Here is an 18,857-nt window from a genome sequence, read left to right as displayed (position 1 = left end):
GCATCGCCCACCGTGATGCCGCTGGATGGATCAGGCCGGTCTCCGGGCTCATGAGCGGCGATGCGCCTGGCTGCGCGCCTTCCCGCTTCTGTCGAGGCAGTGGCTCAAGGCGCAGCTTTTACTCATTTACCGTTGCGGGGGCAGCGCCGGGATTGTGGTGGTTCTTCGCGCGAAGACAACCCTCACCGGCTTCCCTGTTTCACTCTGTCGACGGGGTGTCACAGAGCACCTGAAACAAGCCGCGAAGGTTAGAGGGTTGGGGGTGGAGCGTCAATTAAAGAGGGGGACATCGGTCGAATAACTGCCGTCGATCAATTATCTGACGCCAATCTTGTGCCACACTGATACAAGTGATATCAAAGAGCCATGCTTTTCTCGGAAAAGCCCATCACAACAATAAGGATGATGACGATGCAAGGCATGATCATCAGCAACCCGCGCCTGGAATTCCTGCGCCCGGTGCTTGAACGCTGGTTTGACTGTATCGACCGTTACAACGCCGTGCGCGGCGACAGCGACACGCCTTACTGGCATGACGAGAACGCCAATCTCGGATTGCTCTCGGCGGCAGCCTGGATGGCCGAGCTGGTGACCCTCAGCCAGACGCCCAGCCGCAAACAGAACGAGGATGGCGAGCGCAACGCCCGCGCCGATCTGTTTATCGCCGGGACTGACGACCGCGCCTTCATTCAGGCCACGCAGCGCTGGCCCCGGGTCAACAACCTCAACCTGACCCAGGCCCTGCAGGACATCACCAGCGACGCCAAACGCATCAGCTACGCCAGTGATATGCGGCTTGGCTGCCTGTTCGTCGCCCCGCAAAAGGCCCAGCACAGCGCCAGCCCTGAAGAATTGCAGGACATGGTCGACGATCTGCAAAAGGAACACACCTGCGCAGTCGCCTGGTACTTCCCTTACGCCTACCGAAAACTGCGCAGCGAAGCCGGCAACTATCACCCGGGCATCGCCGTGCTGTTCAAAGAGGCCCGTGGCTAAGCGGTTGAACCATCGGGCGCGTCAGCTCCTCTATGATTAGGAATGCATTCATAGGGAAGATCAGTAATGCGCAAAACCCGACTCGCTTTCGTCATCGCCCTCGCCGGAGGGCTCACCGCCTGCGGTGAATCCTCCAGCCTGCAAGTCTCCGACGGCACCGGCCCGTCACCGAAACTGCCCGAACCGAACAAGACCCTGATCCCGACAGTGAACATCGCTCCGGCGGTCGGCTGGCCCGCCGGCGGCAAACCAACCGCTGCGGCCGGCACCCAAGTGGCAGCGTTTGCCGAAGGCCTCGATCATCCGCGCTGGCTCTACGTACTACCCAACGGTGACGTGCTGGTAGCGGAAACCAACGCGCCGCCGAAACCGGACGACAGCAGCGGCATTCGTGGCTGGGTCATGAAAAAAGTCATGGGCAAGGCCGGTGCCGGCGTGCCGAGCCCGAACCGTATCACCCTGCTGCGCGATGCCGATCACGACGGCGTAGCGGAGACCCGCACAGTATTTTTGCAAAACCTCAACTCGCCGTTCGGCATGACACTGGTGGGCAATGACCTGTATGTCGCCGACACCGATCGCCTGCTGCGCTTTCACTACGAACCCGGCGCGACCGAGATCAAGACGCAGCCGATCAAGGTCACCGATCTTCCGGGCGGCACGCTGAATCACCACTGGACCAAAAACGTCATCGCCAGCAAGGACGGCAGCAAGCTGTACGTCACCGTCGGCTCGAACAGCAACGTCGGCGAAAACGGTCTGGATAAAGAAGAAGGACGCGCAGCGATCTGGGAGGTGGATCGCGCCACTGGCAATCACCGGATCTTCGCCTCGGGCATCCGCAACCCCAACGGCCTGGCCTGGGAACCCACCACGGGCGCACTGTGGACGGCGGTCAACGAGCGTGACGAAATCGGTAGCGACCTGGTGCCGGACTACATCACTTCGGTCAAGGACGGTGGTTTCTATGGCTGGCCATTCAGCTATTACGGGCAGCATGTGGATGAGCGCGTGAAACCGCAAAACCTTGATCTGGTGGCCAAGGCCATCGCCCCGGACTATGCCGTAGGCCCGCACACCGCTTCGCTGGGCCTGACGTTCGCCGAGGGCAATAGCCTGCCGGCGCAGTTCAAGGAAGGCGCGTTCATCGGGCAGCACGGCTCATGGAACCGCAAGCCGCACAGTGGCTATAAAGTGATTTTTGTCCCGTTCAGCGCTGGCAAACCGAACGGAACACCGGTGGATGTGCTGACCGGTTTCCTCGACAAGGATGAGAATGCGCTAGGTCGCCCGGTGGGCGTGGTGATCGACCAGCAAGGGGACTTGCTGGTGGCCGATGATGTGGGCAACAAAGTGTGGCGAGTATCGTCCGCCAAATAACTTTTGCCTGAACCAAAACAACTGCAGGAGTGAGCCTGCTCGCGATGACAGCGTCATCTTCAACATCACTGTTGATTGACCGCTATCGCGAGCAGGCTCACTCCTGCATTGGAGGGTGAGTCATTGAACTAAGGGTTACGCGCCAGGTGCTCAGGTTGCAACACGCGCTTGGCACTCAGATACGCTTTCTGCCAATACGCCTTCGACAGGCTGTCCAGCTTCACCGTACCGCCGGTTGCCGGCGCATGCACGAAGCGCCCTTCCCCGACATAAATCCCCGCATGGCTGACCTGCGAACCGCCATTGGTGGCAAAGAAGATCAGATCACCGGTCTGCAAGCCTTCCTTGCCGACATTCGGCGCCTGCATCACGATCATCTCTCGCGTGGAACGCGGCAAGCTGATACCCGCCGCATCACGGTAGACGAAACCGATCAGACCACTGCAATCAAACCCGGAGTCTGGTGTATTGCCGCCCCAGCGATAAGGCGTGCCAACCAGGCCCAGGGCGCGAAACAGCACGTCTTCAGCAGCGGGCGAGAATGACTGGGAGGGTCCGAACACTACCGGGGCGCGCACCACAGGCGCGGGCGGTGGTGTGCGACTGGCGCAGGCGCTGAGCAGCGCTGCGCAGAAGATCAAAGCAAGGCGGGCCGACATCGTCATAAGCAGAACATCCTGATCTGGCTGCGGCTTTCTCTGCCGGATGGACAGAAAACAAAACCGCCTGCGGAGCACGCAGGCGGTTTGCCATCAATATAGATACAGGATTCTAGCGGCTATACGACAAACTTCAAGTAAGACTTTAACTTCACCTTGTAAAGTCTGGGTCTACTCGGCTGCCGGCGCCGTTTTGGTCGCCACGGACGTGGCGACAACGGGGAATTACTTGCGAGCGGTGACCACGGTCGGAGCCATCGCCAGGGCGCGCTTGGCTTCAATGAAGGTTTTGCTCCAGTAGCTGTCACCCAGGCTGTCGATGCGAACACCGCCGCTGCGACGACTGCTGGAGTGAATGAACTGGTTGTCACCCAGGTAGATCCCGGCGTGACTCACACGACCGCGACGACCATTGGTGGCGAAGAACAGCAGATCGCCCGGTTCGAGATTGCTTCGCGAGACCAGCGGGGCATCCACGTTGATCATTTCGCGAGTGGAGCGCGGCAGGTTCATGCCGGCTTCTTCGCGGAACAGATAGCCGATGAAACCGCTGCAATCGAAACCGGCTTCAGAGGTGCCGCCGAAACGGTAACGGGTACCGATCAGGGACATGCCGCGTTCGAGAATGCTGTCGGCCAGAACAGGCAGCTCATACGGCTTCTTGTTGAAGTCCGACAGCTCTTTTTCGGTGTCCAGCTCTTCCTGGAAAATAACGGAAGACTGGGCAGTGGCAGAACTTTTAACCTGTTGAGGCTGCTCTTGAACTGGAGAATGAGCAGCGCAACCGAACAACAGGGTGACGAGTGCGAGAGGCACGAGGGGTGCGAAGCGATTTAGCATGGGCACGACCGTGGCTGATAGTTGTAAAGAAGCCGAGACTATGCCCGCTATCGACCTCATTTGCAAATTCAATCGACCTTTTTGTGACTTCTCGGTTTCTCGTTTACATCTAAGCGCTTAAGCCCATTTGAACCGATACGCAGCCTGCCAACCGTGCAGGAAAGCGGATTTTCTGACGCCTGAAATATGGCAAAACCCGCTGCAAGCCGCAGTTTCAGCGGGTTTGGCTACCAGCCCAGGGTTTCTTTGAGGAAAGGAATAGTCAGCTTGCGCTGGGCCTGCAAAGAGGCCTGATCGAGTTGTTCGAGCAGATCGAACAATGCACTCATGCTGCGGGTACCGCGCGTCAAAATAAAATGACCGACTTCATCGGTCAGGTGCAGACCGCGACGGGATGCGCGCAATTGCAGCGCACGCAATTTGTCTTCATCGGAAAGAGGACGCATCTGGAAAATCAACGCCAGGGTCAGGCGCGATTTCAAGTCCGCCAGTTTGACGGGCAACTCACGCGGCGAAGTAGACGCGGCGATCAGCAGGCGCCGTCCGCTGTCACGCAAGCGGTTGAACAGATGAAACATCGCCTCTTCCCAGTCAGCCTTGCCGGCGATCACCTGCAGATCATCCAGGCAAACCAGCTCGTACTGCTCCAGGTTGTCGAGGATTTCAACGCCGCGATCCATCAACTCGGCCAGTGGCAGGTACACCGCCGGCTCGCCCATCTGCTCGAAACGCAGGCAGGCCGCCTGCAACAGATGCGTACGCCCTACGCCGTGTTTGCCCCACAGATAGATCAGGCTTTCTGTCCAGCCGGCGTCGGCTTCGCATAGGCGCTCGACATAGCCGAGTGCAGCGGCATTGGCGCCTGGGTAGTAGTTGATGAAGGTGGCGTCGTCACGCAGACGCACACCTAGGGGCAGCTGAATCGGTTTCATGCTGACTGAACAGTTCTCAAGGAACCGTTAGTGGCCTCTGTGTAAAGTTTGCGAAGTTTATACCCGTGAAGCTGAGCGCACAATGCGACAGAGTCCAAGCAAAATCAAAGGTTTGCGTTAACACGCTGGTTTTATGACAGATTCTTTGGCGCCAGGGCCTGCAGGACACGGGCCAACCCGACGCTTCGCCGGGTTGACCCTCTCCTCTACAGCTCTGGCTCATCCACGCCACTATAGATGTCGGAATCCTTGTACAGGTCGTGCACATGGCGCACCAGCACCATGATCACCGCCGCCACCGGCAGCGCCAGCAGCACACCGGTGAAGCCGAACAACTCGCCACCGGCGAGGATGGCAAAGATCACCGCAACCGGGTGCAGACCGATGCGATCGCCGACCAGCAGCGGCGTCAGCACCATACCCTCGAGCGCCTGACCGACCATAAACACCGCGACAATCCCGATCATCGGATACAGGTCGCCACCGAACTGGAACAACCCGGCAATCAGCGCCGCGCCAATCCCGATCACGAACCCCATGTACGGCACGATCGCCGCCAGCCCCGCAATCAAGCCAATCAACAGACCCAGTTCCAGGCCGACGATCATCAACCCCGCGGCATAGATCACGCCCAGCGCCAGCATTACCAGCAATTGCCCGCGCACAAACGCGCCGAGCACCTCATGGCATTCACCGGCCAGCGAGACGATGGTCTCCTCACGATCACGCGGCAACAGGCTGCGGATCTTGGCCATCATCACGTCCCAGTCGCGCAGCAGGTAAAAGCTCACGACCGGAATCAGCACCAGATTCGCCAGCCAGCCGATCAGCGCCAGGCTGGAAGCCGTGGCCTGACTCAGCACCACACCGACAATGTCAGTGGTCTGCCCCATGTGCTCGCTGATCGCCGCCTTGACCTTGTCGAACTTCCAGAAGCCGTCTGCCAGCCCCAGTTTCGACTGCGCCCACGGCAACGCCGTGTGTTGCAGCCAGTCGAGCATCTGCGGCGCCAGTTCATACAAACGCAGCAACTGCTTGGCGAGCATGGGCACCAACACCAGCAACAGGGTTGTGACGATCAGCGTGAACAAGGCAAACACCGCGATTACGCCCCAGGTCCGCGACAGGCCGAGCCGCTCAAGACGATCCACCAGCGGATCGAACAGATAGGCCAGCAGCAAGGCCACCAGAAACGGCGTGAGGATCGGATGCAGCAACCAGACAAACGCGCAAAGCAGGACTACCCCACCGAGCCAGAACCAACGCCGCGAATCGGCCATGTACCCACTCCTGTTGCTTCTATATAAGGAAAGACTTACCAGCGAAACCGCAACGATGGCGCCACAGGTGCCGTAGCCGCAGCGACAACCGGCGCGGCACCGGCAACCGTCGGTTGTGGCGCCGCCGCCGGTGCCGGCGCTTCAGCCGGCAATTCCTGCAACTTCGCCAATGACAATTGCGCACGCAACTGATCGGCACTGCCGTTGACCCGATACACGATGCGATCACCCTCGACACTTTGCAGACGCACACCGAACGGCTCGAGTAACCGCAGCAACGCGGCGTAGTGCTCCAGATTCATCCCCTGCACTTCCAGGGTCTGTTGACCCGACACCCCAGGCTTGGCAACAAACCGCGGTGCCAGACGCTCGGCCACCGCCAGCATCACCGCGTCGGCCACCGCCGCCTGGTCGGCGCCCTGCACGCTGCCGGCCTCTTTCTGATCGCCCAGCCACAGATGCCATTTGGCCTGCCACTGCCCGCCCTCTTCACGCGCATGCACCGCCAGCAAGGCGTCAGCGCTGTAACGTTCCGAAGCGCCACGCAGTGGTGCCGGATCGGTGCCTTCCAGCGCGGGTGCGGTAGCCACCAGTTGCTCGCTCAGATCCGCCAGCGGCAAACGCAGCGGTAATCCGCGATGCTGGGCAGCCGTGCGCAACGGTGCAGCTGCGGCCTGACCGTCTCCGACCAGGCTCGAGCCTTCAGCCGAATCGTTCAGCCACCAGCTCAGAATCGAGGGACGACTGGCCCCCCACAAAGACAACCCGGCACGGCGCAGCGCCTGCTCGGTGGTGGCCGGATCGAAATCGACTTTCAGCACCTCCGGCGGCCCGGCATCGAAACCGAACTGACTGATGATCTGCTGCGGATCCTTGCGAATGGCCGCCAGCCCCGGATTTTGCACTGCCTTCGGGTCGCCGGTCAGGCGCAGCACCAACGTGTCCAGCGCGGCTTGCGTGGCGCGATCACGCTCTTCCGGCGCCTGACCGTGGACCGGCTCACGCACCTGATAAAGGCCTTTGAGGTTTTCGGCATGACTCGCCAGGCTGACCAGAGACAAACAACCCACAAACAACAATTTACAAAAACGCATGGAAAATTCCCGTCGACAGGAGCGGCTGGAACAGGCCGCGTGAACCGGTTGAGCAAGGCTGTGACAATCTGCCATCGCAAAACATTCACACGGCGGCGGTAAGTTTTTGCACAGTGATAACGATAGACGGTTAATTGAGCCACCTTATACAGGCACCCGCACGCCTCAATTGCAAAAAATTTCCGCCTATATGGCTCTGCCCGTCGGTGCGAGGATGGCCGCTGCCCCTCAAGCCTGATAAAATCGCGCGCCTTCGCAGACCGGCAACAGCCGGGCACCCCGAACTTCGCGTGAGGCAATCGCCCCTGTCGGATTCGGTGTTCCCGCTGAACTCGGTCGTTACCCCTGAATCCCCTCCCCTAAAGGCCTGGATCATGAGCAAGCAACCCTCCCTGAGCTACAAGGACGCCGGTGTAGACATCGACGCCGGTGAAGCATTGGTCGAACGCATCAAGAGCGTCGCCAAGCGCACTGCGCGCCCGGAAGTCATGGGCGGCCTGGGCGGTTTCGGCGCCCTCTGCGAAATCCCGGCCGGCTACAAGCAGCCTGTACTGGTTTCCGGCACTGACGGTGTCGGCACCAAGCTGCGTCTGGCGCTGAACCTGAACAAGCACGACAGCATCGGCATCGACCTGGTCGCCATGTGCGTCAACGATCTGGTGGTGTGCGGCGCTGAGCCACTGTTCTTCCTCGACTACTACGCCACCGGCAAACTGAATGTCGACACCGCTGCCCAGGTTGTGACTGGCATCGGCGCCGGCTGCGAACTGTCCGGTTGCTCGCTGGTGGGCGGCGAAACCGCTGAAATGCCTGGCATGTACGAAGGCGAAGACTACGACCTGGCCGGCTTCTGCGTCGGCGTCGTGGAAAAATCGGAAATCATCGACGGCTCGAAAGTCGCCACCGGTGACGCCCTGATCGCCCTGCCATCGTCCGGCCCGCACTCCAACGGCTACTCGCTGATCCGCAAGATCATTGAGGTATCCGGCGCCGACATCGAAAGCATCCAGCTCGACGGCAAACCGCTGACCGACCTGCTGATGGCCCCGACCCGCATCTACGTGAAGCCGCTGCTCAAGCTGATCAAAGACACCGGCGCCGTCAAAGCCATGGCCCACATCACCGGTGGCGGCCTGCTGGACAACATCCCGCGCGTTCTGCCAAAAGGCGCTCAGGCCGTGGTCGACGTAGCAAGCTGGACTCGCCCTGCCGTGTTCGACTGGCTGCAAGAGAAAGGCAACGTCGACGAGACCGAGATGCACCGCGTGCTGAACTGCGGCGTTGGCATGGTGATCTGCGTGGCTCAGGAGCACGTTGAAGTCGCCCTGAACACCCTGCGTGACGCCGGCGAACAGCCTTGGGTCATCGGCCAGATCGCCGTGGCCGCCGAAGGCGCCGCTCAGGTTGAGCTGAAGAACCTCAAGGCTCACTGATGTCCAAGACCTGTGATGTTGTGGTGCTGTTGTCCGGCACCGGCAGTAACTTGCAGGCTCTGATCGACAGCACGCGGACCGGCGACAGCCCGGTCCGCATCGCTGCGGTGATTTCCAACCGCGCCGACGCCTACGGCCTGCAACGTGCCAGCGACGCGGGTATCGCCACCCGCTCGCTGGATCACAAGGCTTTCGAAGGTCGCGAGGCCTTCGATGCTGCCCTGATCAAACTGATCGACGAATTCAACCCAAAACTCGTGGTACTGGCCGGTTTCATGCGCATTCTCAGCGCCGATTTCGTGCGCCACTACCAGGGTCGCCTGCTCAACATCCACCCCTCGTTGTTGCCCAAATACAAAGGGTTACACACTCATCAGCGCGCGCTGGAGGCCGGCGACACGGAGCACGGCTGCTCCGTGCACTTCGTCACCGAGGAACTCGATGGCGGACCACTGGTCGTACAGGCAGTATTACCGGTAGAGTTGCACGACACGCCGCAGAGTCTCGCGCAGCGAGTCCACGTTCAGGAACACCTGATCTACCCGATGGCAGTACGCTGGTTTGCCGAAGGCAGGCTGGCACTCGGTGAACACGGTGCTTTACTGGATGGCCAGTTACTCGCGGCCAGCGGCCACTTGATTCGAAACTAGGAGATATTATGCGTCGCGCCCTGCTCTTCGCTTGCGCTCTGCTCGCCCTGCCCTTCGCGCAGGCTGCGGACCTTCAACCGTTCTCCGCCAGCTACACCGCCGACTGGAAGCAGCTGCCCATGAGCGGCACAGCCGAGCGCAGCCTGGTCAAAGAAGCCAACGGCACCTGGAAGCTCAGCTTCAAGGCCTCGATGATGATCGCCAGCCTGACTGAAGAAAGCACCCTGACCCTGGACAAGGACACCCTGCTGCCACAGTCCTACCACTTCGAACGCGGCGGCCTGGGCAAAGCGAAAAAGGCCGATCTGGACTTCGACTGGACCAACAAGCTCGTCACCGGCACCGACCGTGGTGACGCGGTGAAGATCCCGTTGAACCGTGGCATGGTCGACAAGTCCACCTATCAACTGGCGCTGCAGCACGATGTCGCCGCCGGCAAGAAGACCATGAGCTATCAGGTGGTCGATGACGGTGAAGTCGATACCTATGACTTCCGCGTGCTCGGTTCGGAAAAAGTCGAGACCAAGGCCGGCCAGATCGATGCGATCAAGGTCGAGCGCGTACGCGATCCGACACAAAGCAAGCGCATCACCGTGCTGTGGTTCGCCAAGGACTGGGATTACCTGCTGGTTCGTCTGCAACAGGTTGAAACCGACGGCAAGGAGTACAACATCATGCTCCAGGACGGCACGGTCAACGGCAAGGCTGTCAAAGGCAGCTGATCCGCCGCTACAGCAAAGAGCCCCGCGAAATGCGGGGCTTTTTTTCGCCTGCGTTTAACCCGGCTTTTTGTGCCACCTTTGCCCCTCACCCCAGCCCTCTCCCGAGGGAGAGGGATCTGACCGAGATGTCTGAGGCTATGTATCGACCTGAAAGATCGAGTCGATTATGGATTCACCCAGGCAGTTTCAGGTCGACGGATGTACAAAGCATCGCACGGTCGGTCCCCTCTCCCTCCGGGAGAGGGCTAGGGTGAGGGGCTTTTGAAGGCGAAACTCAAACCGAAAATTTCGCCACCATGCTGTTCAAATCCACCGCCAACCGCGACAACTCCTGACTCGCCGCACTCGTCTGATTGGCCCCCGCCGAGGTCTGCATCGCCAGATCGCGAATATTCATCAGGTTGCGATCCACCTCTCGCGCCACCGCCGCCTGCTCTTCGGACGCACTGGCAATCACCAGGTTACGCTCGTTGATCAGCGTGAACGCCGAGGCGATCTCTTCAAGTGCAGTCCCGGCGGCCTTGGCCAACTCGAGCGTCGAACGCGCACGCACATTGCTTTGCTGCATCGAATTGACCGCCGAATCGGTGCCCTGTTGGATGCCACCAATCATCTGTTCAATCTCCTGCGTTGACTGCTGGGTGCGATGAGCCAACGCCCGCACCTCATCGGCCACTACCGCGAATCCGCGTCCGGCATCACCGGCCCGCGCAGCTTCAATCGCGGCGTTCAATGCGAGCAGATTGGTCTGCTCGGCGATTGAACGAATCACATCCAGCACTTTGCTGATGCCATGAACCTTCTGCGCCAGATCTTCGACCTGCGACGCATTGTTGGTCACGTCTTCGGCGAGTAGCTCAATCGACGAAACGGTTTGCTGCACTTGTTCGCGACCATGCTGGGCAATGCGGTCAGACTCGCGCGACGCCTCGGAAGTCGCCACCGCATTGCTCGCCACCTCTTCCACGGCAGCGGTCATCTGATTCACCGCCGTGGCGGCCTGCTCAATCTCCAGGCTCTGCTGATGCAAGCCGCGCGTCGCGTCTTCCGTGACGCAGCTGAGCTCCTCCGACGCCGACGCCAGTTGACTGGACGACTCGGAGATCTTGCGAATGGTGTCGCGCAGGTTGTGTTGCATGCTTTTCAGCGCATGCAGCAGCCGCGCCGGCTCGTCCTTTCCGGAGATGTTGATGTCGCCGGTCAGATCGCCGCCCGCCACCACTTCGGCAACACCCAGCGACTGCGCCAGCGGCAGCACAATGCTACGGGTCAGCAGCAGCGCCAGTCCGATCGTAATCAGCGCCGTGACACCGATCATGACCCCGACCCACAACCGCGAATTGATAAACACCAGTCGCGCCGCCTCGGTGGCGAGACTGGCATTGTGTTTGTTCAGCTCGACCAGTTCTTTGAGGGTCACCGCCATCTCATCGGCCAAGGGACTCATCTCGCCGTTGAGAATCGCAGCGGCTTCCTCCACGCGGTTTTGCGCGGACAACTGCATGACCTGCGCCTGCAGCTCCAGGTACTTGTGCTCGGCAACCTTGAAGCGGTCAAACAGCTTGCGCTCCTCGGGCAGCACGATCAGCACGTCATAACGCTGCTGGGCCTCGCTGAGTACCCCCCGCAGATCATCAAGCTTGGCGACATTCTGCGAAATCGCTTGCGGATCGCGATTGAGCAGCAGCCGCATGGTCAGGGCCCGCAAGCGCAGTATGTCCTGACTCATCTCGCCCACTGCCATGACGCTCGGCAGCCAGTTGTTATCGACTTCATCGGATTGCGCCCGCATGTTCGACATTTGCAGCAAGGCGAAAGCCCCCAAGGCAAACACCATCAAACCCAGCAAGCCAAACCCCAGCCCGGCGCGCGGGGCAATATTGAGACTTCGGATACTCATTACGCTGGTTCCTTCCAAAAGCGCTGCATCAACCCTGCAGCTGGTTGCTTTAGAAGGTATCGGCCCGGCGAAAATTTGCGTAAGACCAAAAGGTGATATCAAAAGGCCTTAATACTTCGAACCTTTGGCATTAACGTTTCAGCGAGGTTTTCCCGGACTTAGCCGCTGTTCGCGGCAATATAGCCAGGAAGTTATCCCGGGCGACTTTACGGGCAACGTCTTCGGGCAAGGCATCAAGAAAGGGCGTGAAACTGTGCATCTCCCGGCCGAGCTTGTTGAATCGGCCGACGACGTCAGAGCCGAGCATGAAGCGCTCCGGGTATTTCTCCACCAAGGCCAGCCACTCCGCACGTGGCCTGCCCTGTTCATCCAGCAGATACGGCGTGAGCATGCTCCACGACAGATCGACGAACAGATTCGGATAAGCCTCAAGCAACCGGCTGACGGTGGGCAGAAGAAATTTCAGTTGCGTCTGGTGCCGATGAATTTCCGCGCTCGTCCCCGCGTGCGCCCAGATAAAGCGCGTATGCGGATGATTGCGCAGCGGCTCTTCGATTTCCTTCAGGTACAGCGGATTTTTCTCACGCTTTGAGGTGATGTTCGAATGCAGCATCACCGGCAGATCGTTTTCCGCCGCCAGGTGATAGATCTTCGTCATCGCCTCATTGTTAGCACGCGGCGTGTCACCGGAGGTCAGCGCCGTGAGATCGTCGTGACGCGTAAACACCTCGCCAATGCCCTGCCACAGCCCCGGATACAGATCGAGCATGCGCTGGATGTGCGCAGCAGAGTTCTTGTCGTTGGGATTGAACCCCGAGAGGAATGGGTGAAAGTACGGGCGCTGCTCCGGGGCGAGTTTTTGCACCGCATCGGCGATGATCACATCGGTGGCGCTGTACCAATAGGCATCAGCGTCATCACCGGCGTAATAGCGCGGGCGCTTGGGTTCGTCTTCATGCCACTTCTTCGCCACCGGAATACCGGAAATCATCACGTGCTCGACGGAGTTGTCCTTCATCGCTGTCAGCAGTTTCGCCATACCCGCGGTCTCCTGGAAAAAATCCACGTAGTGCAGGTGCGCATCGCTGTAGGTGTAATCGCGGGCACTGGCGGCGCCGGCAAATACCAGCAAGCAGGCAAGACTCAAACGAAACAAGGGCACAAGTAATCTCCGGCAGGTAGACATAGCCTAGACCCCGAGCCGGCGACAAGGGTTCATCCTGCAGGAAAGTGGAACGCGCCTCTGTAGGAATGCTCTATAACTGCAAGGTCTTTTTTGATCGAATGACTTTTCCTACTGCCAGTGAGGTTGCCATGACCGTTACCGTCAATACCGTCTCCGCCGAAGGTTTTCGTCACACCGTACAGATCGACGACCACGAATTGTTTGCCGACGTACCGAAGTCTGCCGGTGGCGAAGGCTCGGCGCCCGAGCCACACGATTATTTCGATGCCGCACTCGGTGCCTGCAAAGCCTTGACCCTGAAGATGTACGCGAAGAAGAAAGACATCCCGCTGACCGGCGTCGGTGTCGAGGTCAAACGCGACAACAGCGAAGAGCAAAAAGGCAAATATGTGCTGCACGTGACGCTCACCCTTAAGGGCGTCCTCACCGATGCCCAGCGTGAGGAGTTGCTGCGCGTAGCGGATCGCTGCCCGATCCACAAGCTGATGACCACCAGCGAAGTGACCATCGAAACCCACGCCCCACAGGGCTTCGACAGCCAGTAATCACCCTCTTGCCAGCGGCGGGTTATGCTTCTGGCATCACCCGCTCAGCCTGGAATGCACCATGGACACGCAACCTCTGATCATCCGCCCGCGCGCCGAAGACGTCGAAGGCCAGCCGATTCTGCGCCCGTTGCCGTCAGCCAAATGCCGCAGCGTCGGGCCTTTCGTGTTTTTCGACCACATGCTTGAAACGGTTTATCCGACGGGCAAAGGCATGAACATCCGACAGCATCCGCACATTGGTCTGTCGACACTCACCTATTTGTTTGAAGGGCAGATCCAGCACAAGGACAGCCTTGGTTCCGACCAGGTGGTCCAGGCCGGTGATGTCAGCTGGATGACCGCCGGCAGTGCGATCGCACACGTCGAGCGCACACCGGAAGCGTTGTGGGAACAAAGCTTCACGATGCACGGCTTGCAGATCTGGTTGGCCTCGCCCAAGGAACACGAACAAGGTCCGGGGCATTACAGCCACTATCCGGCGGCAACTTTGCCGGTCAGCGATAACCTTGGCGTACAGATCCGCATGATTGCCGGGTCAGGCTTTTGCCTGGAATCGCCGGTGCCGGTGCTTTCTCCTACGCTGTACGCCGAAGTGCAGATGCAAACCGCGACCACGCTGCTGATTCCCGCCGAGCATGAGGAGCGGGCGGTGTATGTGTTAAGTGGTGATGCGCAGTTGAACGGTGAAGTGATCGAACCGCATGCGCTGGTGGTGTTGCCGACAGGCGAAGAGATGAGTCTGTTTGCCGACAGCAATGTACATGCGGTGGTGTTCGGTGGCGCGGCGCTGGACGGCCCGCGGCGGATCAACTGGAATTTTGTCGCGAGCGATCCGGCGGCGATTGATGAGGCGCGGCGCAAGTGGGCGGCCGGGGATTGGCCGACGGTGCCGGGAGAAATCGAGCGAATTGAATTGCCGCGTTAAGCCTTGACCCTCACCCCAGCCCTCTCCCAGAGGGAGAGGGCTGGGGTGAGGGTCATACACCGACCTGAAAAGTCTTGGCGATTATGGATTCACCAACACACTTTCAGGTCGGGGTAACTCATCAACATCCCCCATTCAGTCCCCTCTACCTCCGGGAGAGGGTCAGGTGGGCGGCGTTCCGATGAGGGGCTTTTCGCTTTTCAGTCCTTGAACACTTCATCCAGCAAATCATGCATCGACTTGAACGCGCGCTTGGCGGTCTTTGCGTCGTACATCATCTTGCCCGGCACATTGGCATGCGGATCGGTGAACGAGTGCACCGCACCGCCATAGCTCAGCAACTGCCAATCCACGTTCGCTGCGTTCATCTCGTCTTCAAATGCCGGCAATTGCTCTTTCGGCACCAACGGATCGGCAGCGCCGTGCAGCACCAGCACCGAGCCCTTGATGTTCTTCGCGTCTGCCGGGTTCGGCGAATCCAGCGTACCGTGGAACGACACCGCCGCCCTCACCGGCACGCCCGTGCGCGCCAGATCCAGTGCGCAGCAACCGCCGAAGCAGAAACCGAACACCGCCAGTTTCGAGGTATCGACCGCCGCCTCGCCCTGCTTTTTCAACTGCTCGAACGCCGCCTGCATGCGCTTGCGCAGCAGTGCGCGGTCGTCCTTCAACGGCATCATCGCGGCGCCTGCCTGATCCGCATTTTGCGGACGCACGGCCTGACCGTACACGTCGGCAATCAACACCACGTAGCCCTTGGCCGCAACTGACTTGGCGATTTCTTCCGCGCCAGCGCTGACGCCCATCCAGTTTGGCGCCATCAACAGGCCCGGGCGTGCGCCCTTGTGCTCGGCGTCAAACGCCAGACGACCTTCAAAAGGCTGGCCATCAAGCTGATAGACCACAGAACGTACAGTGACTTGGCTCATTTCTGACTCCTGAATGTTAAACACCAGAATGAAAAAACCCGCCGAAGCGGGTTTTTCTACAACGTGATTAAGCTGACAGCTCAACCAGCAGCTTGTTCAGACGGGTCACGTAAGCGGCCGGGTCTTTCAAGCTCTCGCCAGCCGCCAGAGCGGCCTGATCGAAGAGGATGTGCGACAGGTCGCCAAAACGCCCTTCGTTCTGCTCGCCGTCGAGTTTCTCGATCAGCGGGTGGCTCGGGTTGAATTCGAAGATCGGCTTCGAATCCGGCACTTTCTGGCCGCTGGCTTCAAGGATCTGGCGCATTTGCAGGCCCAGGTCCTGTTCGCCGATGGCCAGAATGGCTGGCGAATCGGTCAGACGGTGGGACACGCGAACCTCGGCAACGGAATCGCCCAGCGCGGTTTTCAGGCGCTCGACCAGACCTTCTTTGGACTTGGCGACTTCTTCTGCGGCCTTCTTGTCCTCTTCCGAGTCCAGGTTGCCCAGATCGAGATCACCGCGTGCCACGTCAACGAAGGTCTTGCCGTCGAATTCGCTGAGGTAGCTCATCAGCCACTCGTCGATGCGGTCGGTCAGCAGCAGCACTTCGATGCCTTTCTTGCGGAAGACTTCCAGGTGCGGGCTGTTCTTGACCTGCGCGTAGGTTTCGCCGGTGAGGTAGTAGATCTTGTCCTGACCTTCCTTGGCGCGGGCCAGGTAGTCGGCCAGACCGACGATCTGCTCGCCGTCGTCGCCATTGGTCGATGCGAAACGCAGCAAACCGGCAATTTTTTCCTTGTTGGCGAAATCTTCTGCCGGGCCTTCTTTCATGACCTGACCGAAGTTCTTCCAGAAGCCCTTGTATTGCTCAGGCTCGTTTTTCGCCAGTTTTTCCAGCATGTCCAGTACGCGCTTGGTCAGCGCGGTTTTCATCGAGTCGATGATCGGGTCTTTCTGCAGGATTTCCCGCGACACGTTCAGCGACAGGTCGTTGGAATCGACCACACCCTTGATGAAGCGCAGGTACAGCGGCAGGAAGGACTCGGCCTGATCCATGACGAACACACGCTGCACGTACAGCTTCAGGCCTTTCGGCGCTTCACGCTGGTACAGGTCGAACGGTGCACGGGCCGGCACGTACAGCAGCGAGCTGTATTCGAGCTTGCCTTCGACCTTGTTGTGGCTCCAGGCCAGCGGGTTTTCGAAGTCGTGGGCGATGTGCTTGTAGAACTCCTGGTATTCCTCGTCCTTCACCTCAGTGCGCGGACGGGTCCACAGGGCGCTGGCGCGGTTGACGGTTTCCCATTCAACTTCAGGCTTCTCTTCGCCTTCGGCAGCAGCCACTTCTTTCGGCAGCTCGATCGGCAGCGCGATGTGGTCGGAGTACTTCTTGATGATATTGCGCAGACGCCAGCCATCGGCGAACTCGTCTTCACCGGATTTCAGGTGCAGGACGATGCGGGTACCGCGCTCTGGCTTGTCGACAGTGGCGACTTCGAACTCGCCCTCGCCTTTTGACGACCAGTGCACACCTTCGCTGGCCGGGGTGCCGGCGCGACGGCTGTACACGTCAACTTTGTCGGCAACGATGAAGGCGGAGTAGAAGCCGACACCGAACTGGCCGATCAGGTGCGAATCCTTCTTCTGATCGCCCGAGAGATTCTTCATGAAATCGGCGGTGCCCGATTTGGCGATGGTCCCCAGGTGGGTGATCACATCGTCACGGTTCATGCCGATACCGTTGTCTTCGAGCGTGACGGTCTTGGCGTCCTTGTCGAAGCTCACACGGATTTTCAAGTCAGCGCCACCTTCGAGCAACTCAGGCTTGGCCAGGGCTTCGAAGCGCAGCTTGTCGACAGCGTCAGAGGCGTTCGAGATCAATTCGCGAAGGAAGATTTCCTTGTTGGAATACAGCGAATGGATCATGAGGTGCAGCAGCTGCTTTACCTCGGTCTGGAAGCCCAGGGTTTCCTTTTGAGTTTCCACACTCATGGTCATCAAACTCCAATCAGATGGCATTGGCCGCGACCCGAATGGTCGGCGGCGGGTTGTTCACTGAGTTGGGGGCAGCGTTCAGGATTTCAAGGGCTCATCGATTTTGAAGTGCGCGCGGGCGGTGGCAATCGGCTCGCTTTCGGTACTTTGCCAGGCGGTCACGGCAACGTTGGCGACGCGTCGCCCCTGGCGGCAGACCTGACACTTGGCCCAGGTGTCGCGAAACTGCCCGGCCCGCAGATAATCAAGGGAGAAGTCGATAATCTTCGGTACACCCGGTGCGCCGGTGAAGATCAACAGATGCAGGGCGGCAGCCAGCTCCATGAACCCGGCAATCACCCCGCCGTGGATCGCCGGCAGTAAAGGGTTACCAATGTTGTCCTTGTTCGCTGGCAGCTTGAACAGCAGCTCATCGCCGACCCGCGAGCATTCGATGCCGATCAGGCCGGCATACGGGATCAGCTTCAGTAACGGTGCGTAATCACCCTGAGCGTGAGCGGCTTGCAACTGTTGTTTCAGGTCGTCACTCACTGCCCCTCTCCTTTTATTTTGCCGCCAAAGCCTTGAGCGCCCTTGATGCCCTTGCCCATGCGCATAAACGTGCCGACCACGTGGGCAATGGGTGTGTCGGGATCGTCCTGATAGGCAAAACCGCGAGCGAAGATCACATCGGTGGTCACCCGATAGCATTGGGCGAAACCGTAGACATCCTTGTGCGGTTCAGCGGCGTGCATGTAGTCGATACGCAGATCGAGGGTCGGGCAGACTTCAAACTCCGGCAGTACGCACAACGTTGACATGCCACAAGCCGTGTCCATCAACGAGGTAATGGCGCCGCCATGAATCACTCCGGTCTGTGGATTGCCGACGATTTGCTGGCTGTACGGCAGGATAACGGTGAGCCCTTCGCTGGAGGCGCTGTGCACCTTCAAGCCTAGGACCTGACAGTGGCGCAAGGCGGAAAGAAATCGTGTCGCGCGCTCAAAAACGGGGTTTTCGGCCATTGGATAATTACCCTCGCTGGAGCCTTTTGCCAGTAGTAGGAAACAGCGCAAAAGTTCCGCTGCAAAACAAACTTATATATCTGAAAGAAATGAGGAACTTAACCCTCACGACCGAGTTCTTAAGGCCAGTAGTTATTTTCCATAAGGAGAAACACCCCATGCGTAAGACTTTAGCTATTGCCTTGATGTTGACCGCTTCCCTCGGTCTCGCTGCCTGCGATAAAAAATCCGAGGACAAAGCTCAAGATGCCAACCAACATGCTGAACAAGCTCAGCAAGACATGAACAAAGCTCAGGATAAAGTGAACGACGCAGCAAAAGAAAACGCCGAAGCTGCCAAAGCTCAGGCTGAATCGAATCAGGCTGCACAAGACGAAGCTGCCAAGAAGCAATAATTGCGACTT

19 protein-coding genes, 1 pseudogene and 1 riboswitch are annotated in these 18,857 nt (G+C 59.3%); of the genes and pseudogenes, 8 read left to right on the top strand and 12 right to left on the bottom strand.

The window, feature by feature from the left end; genetic code table 11:
* Positions 1–16: 16 nt before the first annotated feature.
* Positions 17–248: riboswitch (cobalamin riboswitch) on the bottom strand.
* A 163-nt stretch (positions 249–411) separates the two neighbouring features.
* Positions 412–996, top strand: coding sequence for a hypothetical protein (locus PseuLF5_RS10215; protein WP_340133426.1), 585 nt, complete (start codon positions 412–414; stop codon positions 994–996).
* A gap of 66 nt (positions 997–1,062) precedes the next feature.
* Positions 1,063–2,376, top strand: coding sequence for a PQQ-dependent sugar dehydrogenase (locus PseuLF5_RS10210; protein ID WP_186748371.1), 1,314 nt, complete (start codon positions 1,063–1,065; stop codon positions 2,374–2,376).
* 128 nt (positions 2,377–2,504) lie between these two features.
* Here the strand turns inward: PseuLF5_RS10210 and PseuLF5_RS10205 are convergent, their stop codons facing one another.
* The 5 genes from PseuLF5_RS10205 to PseuLF5_RS10185 all read right to left on the bottom strand — a co-directional run bounded on the left by PseuLF5_RS10205 (position 2,505) and on the right by PseuLF5_RS10185 (position 7,181).
* Positions 2,505–3,041 (bottom strand): C40 family peptidase, encoded by a 537-nt coding sequence (locus tag PseuLF5_RS10205; protein WP_123465896.1) that lies wholly within the window; start codon positions 3,039–3,041, stop codon positions 2,505–2,507.
* 219 nt (positions 3,042–3,260) lie between these two features.
* On the bottom strand, positions 3,261–3,875 hold the full coding sequence (locus PseuLF5_RS10200) for a C40 family peptidase (protein WP_340133425.1): 615 nt from the start codon (positions 3,873–3,875) through the stop codon (positions 3,261–3,263).
* A gap of 227 nt (positions 3,876–4,102) precedes the next feature.
* Entirely contained in the window at positions 4,103–4,807 is a 705-nt protein-coding gene (gene hda, locus PseuLF5_RS10195; protein ID WP_007919828.1) for a DnaA regulatory inactivator Hda, read from the bottom strand.
* Between the two features lie 206 nt (positions 4,808–5,013).
* On the bottom strand, positions 5,014–6,087 hold the full coding sequence (locus tag PseuLF5_RS10190; RefSeq protein ID WP_340133424.1) for an AI-2E family transporter: 1,074 nt from the start codon (positions 6,085–6,087) through the stop codon (positions 5,014–5,016).
* A gap of 35 nt (positions 6,088–6,122) precedes the next feature.
* Complete coding sequence (locus tag PseuLF5_RS10185; RefSeq protein WP_340133423.1) at positions 6,123–7,181, bottom strand: DUF2066 domain-containing protein; 1,059 nt, start codon at positions 7,179–7,181, stop codon at positions 6,123–6,125.
* 374 nt (positions 7,182–7,555) lie between these two features.
* Between PseuLF5_RS10185 and purM the strand changes: the two genes are divergently transcribed.
* Genes purM through PseuLF5_RS10170 form a run of 3 tightly spaced genes read left to right on the top strand, consistent with a single transcriptional unit; the run spans position 7,556 to position 9,986 of the window.
* The gene (gene purM / locus PseuLF5_RS10180) at positions 7,556–8,614 is read left to right on the top strand and encodes a phosphoribosylformylglycinamidine cyclo-ligase (protein WP_222833384.1); all 1,059 of its coding nucleotides are present in this window, start codon (positions 7,556–7,558) and stop codon (positions 8,612–8,614) included.
* Positions 8,614–9,264 carry a phosphoribosylglycinamide formyltransferase gene (gene purN, locus PseuLF5_RS10175; RefSeq protein WP_340133422.1) on the top strand — a complete coding sequence of 217 codons (651 nt, stop codon included), beginning with the start codon at positions 8,614–8,616 and terminating at the stop codon, positions 9,262–9,264. Before purM ends, purN begins: the two co-directional genes overlap by 1 nt.
* Before the next feature lie 8 nt (positions 9,265–9,272).
* Positions 9,273–9,986 (top strand): DUF3108 domain-containing protein, encoded by a 714-nt coding sequence (locus PseuLF5_RS10170; RefSeq protein ID WP_336347673.1) that lies wholly within the window; start codon positions 9,273–9,275, stop codon positions 9,984–9,986.
* Positions 9,987–10,260: 274 nt separating this feature from the next.
* On the opposite strand, the gene PseuLF5_RS28165 is transcribed toward PseuLF5_RS10170, so the two are convergent.
* The 3 genes and pseudogenes from PseuLF5_RS28165 to PseuLF5_RS10160 form a co-directional block, all read right to left on the bottom strand.
* Positions 10,261–11,124 carry a methyl-accepting chemotaxis protein gene (locus PseuLF5_RS28165; RefSeq protein WP_418951570.1) on the bottom strand — a complete coding sequence of 288 codons (864 nt, stop codon included), beginning with the start codon at positions 11,122–11,124 and terminating at the stop codon, positions 10,261–10,263.
* Positions 11,116–11,886: pseudogene (locus PseuLF5_RS28160) on the bottom strand (MCP four helix bundle domain-containing protein); the annotation flags it as partial. The pseudogene PseuLF5_RS28160 and the gene PseuLF5_RS28165, both read right to left, overlap by 9 nt.
* A gap of 130 nt (positions 11,887–12,016) precedes the next feature.
* A complete protein-coding gene (locus PseuLF5_RS10160; RefSeq protein WP_123465880.1) occupies positions 12,017–13,072 on the bottom strand; it encodes an amidohydrolase family protein in 1,056 nt (351 codons plus the stop codon).
* Positions 13,073–13,200: 128 nt separating this feature from the next.
* On the opposite strand from PseuLF5_RS10160, the gene PseuLF5_RS10155 reads away from it, so the two are divergent.
* Positions 13,201–13,617: an OsmC family protein gene (locus tag PseuLF5_RS10155; protein WP_123465878.1), complete on the top strand. Its 417-nt coding sequence runs from the start codon at positions 13,201–13,203 to the stop codon at positions 13,615–13,617.
* Between the two features lie 61 nt (positions 13,618–13,678).
* Positions 13,679–14,545 (top strand): pirin family protein, encoded by an 867-nt coding sequence (locus tag PseuLF5_RS10150; RefSeq protein WP_222833388.1) that lies wholly within the window; start codon positions 13,679–13,681, stop codon positions 14,543–14,545.
* A gap of 200 nt (positions 14,546–14,745) precedes the next feature.
* On the opposite strand, the gene PseuLF5_RS10145 is transcribed toward PseuLF5_RS10150, so the two are convergent.
* From PseuLF5_RS10145 to PseuLF5_RS10130, 4 genes are all read right to left on the bottom strand, one after another.
* A complete protein-coding gene (locus tag PseuLF5_RS10145; RefSeq protein ID WP_340133421.1) occupies positions 14,746–15,474 on the bottom strand; it encodes a dienelactone hydrolase family protein in 729 nt (242 codons plus the stop codon).
* Positions 15,475–15,541: 67 nt separating this feature from the next.
* Entirely contained in the window at positions 15,542–17,446 is a 1,905-nt protein-coding gene (htpG, locus tag PseuLF5_RS10140) for a molecular chaperone HtpG (protein ID WP_123466006.1), read from the bottom strand.
* An 81-nt stretch (positions 17,447–17,527) separates the two neighbouring features.
* Complete coding sequence (locus PseuLF5_RS10135) at positions 17,528–17,980, bottom strand: PaaI family thioesterase (protein ID WP_123465872.1); 453 nt, start codon at positions 17,978–17,980, stop codon at positions 17,528–17,530.
* A complete protein-coding gene (locus tag PseuLF5_RS10130) occupies positions 17,977–18,453 on the bottom strand; it encodes a PaaI family thioesterase (protein WP_123465871.1) in 477 nt (158 codons plus the stop codon). The genes PseuLF5_RS10135 and PseuLF5_RS10130 overlap by 4 nt, the downstream gene beginning before the upstream one ends.
* A 158-nt stretch (positions 18,454–18,611) precedes the next feature.
* On the opposite strand from PseuLF5_RS10130, the gene PseuLF5_RS10125 reads away from it, so the two are divergent.
* The gene (locus PseuLF5_RS10125; protein WP_123465870.1) at positions 18,612–18,848 is read left to right on the top strand and encodes a hypothetical protein; all 237 of its coding nucleotides are present in this window, start codon (positions 18,612–18,614) and stop codon (positions 18,846–18,848) included.
* Positions 18,849–18,857 lie beyond the last annotated feature (9 nt).

Origin of the sequence: Pseudomonas sp. LF-5 (assembly GCF_037626295.1) — a bacterium.
Classification (GTDB): domain Bacteria; phylum Pseudomonadota; class Gammaproteobacteria; order Pseudomonadales; family Pseudomonadaceae; genus Aquipseudomonas; species Aquipseudomonas monsensis.
The sequence above is the reverse complement of the archived record's forward strand: the minus strand, read 5'-3'. Positions and strand labels throughout refer to the sequence as shown.